Source organism: Sulfurovum sp. bin170, from assembly GCF_010892395.1.
Taxonomy (GTDB): domain Bacteria; phylum Campylobacterota; class Campylobacteria; order Campylobacterales; family Sulfurovaceae; genus UBA1140.
This window is the reverse complement of the sequence record NZ_JAACKB010000199.1, coordinates 1-2,056: the sequence shown is the minus strand read 5'-3', so window position 1 is coordinate 2,056 and position 2,056 is coordinate 1. Positions and strand designations below refer to the sequence as shown.

4 protein-coding genes are annotated in these 2,056 nt (G+C 35.2%); 3 read left to right on the top strand and 1 reads right to left on the bottom strand.

The features are described from left to right. Positions 1-599 (bottom strand): hypothetical protein (locus GSY74_RS04615; RefSeq protein WP_164663932.1); only part of this gene is annotated, 599 nt, incomplete at its 3' end. A gap of 427 nt (positions 600-1,026) precedes the next feature. Between GSY74_RS04615 and GSY74_RS04610 the strand changes: the two genes are divergently transcribed. The 3 genes from GSY74_RS04610 to GSY74_RS04600 form a co-directional block, all read left to right on the top strand. Beyond that, positions 1,027-1,227, top strand: coding sequence for a hypothetical protein (locus GSY74_RS04610; RefSeq protein ID WP_164663931.1), 201 nt, complete (start codon positions 1,027-1,029; stop codon positions 1,225-1,227). A 14-nt stretch (positions 1,228-1,241) separates the two neighbouring features. Then, on the top strand, positions 1,242-1,685 hold the full coding sequence (locus GSY74_RS04605; protein WP_164663929.1) for a hypothetical protein: 444 nt from the start codon (positions 1,242-1,244) through the stop codon (positions 1,683-1,685). A 93-nt stretch (positions 1,686-1,778) separates the two neighbouring features. Continuing rightward, a partial coding sequence (locus GSY74_RS04600) for a hypothetical protein (protein ID WP_164663930.1) occupies positions 1,779-2,056 on the top strand: 278 nt, incomplete at its 3' end.

The window sequence follows — 2,056 nt, the reverse complement described above, 5'->3', positions numbered from 1 at the left end:
TCATTTTTATTGTAACCCATATTGTAACCAAAGGAGAGTGTGAGTGTCTGAAAACTATTGCTAACAGATATGTATATAAGATTATGCTGAATCAGATAGGTTCCCCTTAAGTTTTCTGCCTCTTTGTAGTGAGCAGGGGAAACCAACACTATGTTATACTCATTCGTATTGTGATGCTCGATTTTGGTAATCTTGTAATAGACTATCTTCTTGATATTAGTATCAAAGTAGTAGATATATCTATGGGGAATATCATAACCTGTCAAATCACTCTGTTGTTGAGTATACTCTAGATATCTATCCGTTCTTTTTTTGAACTCCTCAAATGGCTCATATAGTAGACTGTCTAATGAAAAGACTCTTCTATTTTCTATCTTTAGTCCACTAATACCAAACTTCTCAAAGTTCCTCTCTGTCAAAAGGTCTGGTCGTTTTTTGTAGCTACTCTTTCGCCAATTGTTTCGCATCAATCTTTTTCTGCTATTGTATCTGTCACTATTGGGTTTGCAAAAGAGTTTTGTAAGCCCATCATCATCACTATCACATATATTTTTGTATAGATATTTTATCTTTTCAACAAACAGTTCACCATTCCACATAAAAATGCCTTTTATTATACTAACATGGTACTTTACCATATTTATTTTATAATCCCTCAAAAAATTTCAATTTTCGGTTTACTTTCGTTTTACCACAAAAGGTAAAAACAAAATGCTTTTTAAAGCCTTATATCTAGGGCTTTAGACTATAGCTTTCCCCTCTATTTACCACATATTTACCAAGATATTTCTATTTTTACCAGATTTACTGTAGCTTTACAATTTTTACTTTCAACTCTATAGCTTTTTTTGTTTATAATTTGAGCATAATCCAAAAATTTAAGGAGGTGCAGTGGCAAGTTTTAGGGTCTCATGTCGAGACGGTTCTGTAACAAGGATGAGTATTAGTATATCAGAGGCTTATATATAGAGAGGTAAAAGATGGCAAAAACAATAACCGACTGTTGCCACCGACACGCGAGACAGTATGGATATAACCAAAGCAGACCCCTCTATGGCTACCGTTGCTCTGTCTGTGGAGAACGCTGGTGTTCTCTGTGTGGCAGTGACTACAAAAGAGAGGGAGGTGATGCGAAAAAGGGTAACAGTTGTGCATCTTGTGGAGCTGTTAATGGAAAAGAGGTTGATGTGGTTACGGTTTGGACTACATCTTATTATTAGAGTTTAATCAAGGAGTATATAGTGAAAAAGAGAAGTTTAGTTACAGTTGTGAGTATGGGTTTGTTGGTGTTTGGTTTGAGTGGGTGTGTTGCAGGTTTAGGAGATAAATTATCATCCTTAACAGGTAATGAAACAGGAAAAGAGGATATAGGTGAGACTAGTGATGGGAAGAGTGAGAGTTCAATAATGACAGGTGCAGGTATTGGTGCTGCTGCATCTATAGTTTCAGGTGGTGATGCAAAAGCTGTGGCTCAAGGAGCTGTTATTGGTGGAGCTGTAGGGGCTGTTGCTGATGCAGTAAATCAAAATGAAGCTGGTGGTGAGAAAGGTAAGGCTGATACAGAGTCTGCTAATCAAGATACAAGAGATACTAATATAGCTACAAGAGATACCAATATAGAAGAGACAGATAGAACTAATGCTCAAACTGACAAGATTCAGAGTGATATTGATTCTGCTAAATAGATATAACTTTCCCTCTTTTTAGAGGGAGTCCAAAAAAATTAAATAATAGATATGTGCTTATCTATTATTTAATTTTTATTAAAGGAGTTTTTTATGTTTAAAAAGTTTGTAAGTACAACAGTATCATCAATACTGATTGTAGGAACTTTAGGTGGTTGTAGTGCAAAAGATTGTAACCCAAGCCATCCAAAAGGTGGTGCGTTGTTTGGTGGATTAGGGTGTGCTATGTTTGGTGGATATGCTAAAAGACGATTAATTATGGATAAGAGAGTTCAAATATCTGTTGAGGAGCTACAACAATCTGTAAAAGAGTTACAAATCTCTGAAAAGAATTTACAAATTGCAAAGGATAAAAATGTTGAAAAACTATT

Bases quoted from the DNA above. Each gene is read 5' to 3' on its own strand.
- GSY74_RS04610 (WP_164663931.1), top strand. From the start codon at position 1,027: ATGGATATAACCAAAGCAGACCCCTCTATGGCTACCGTTGCTCTGTCT.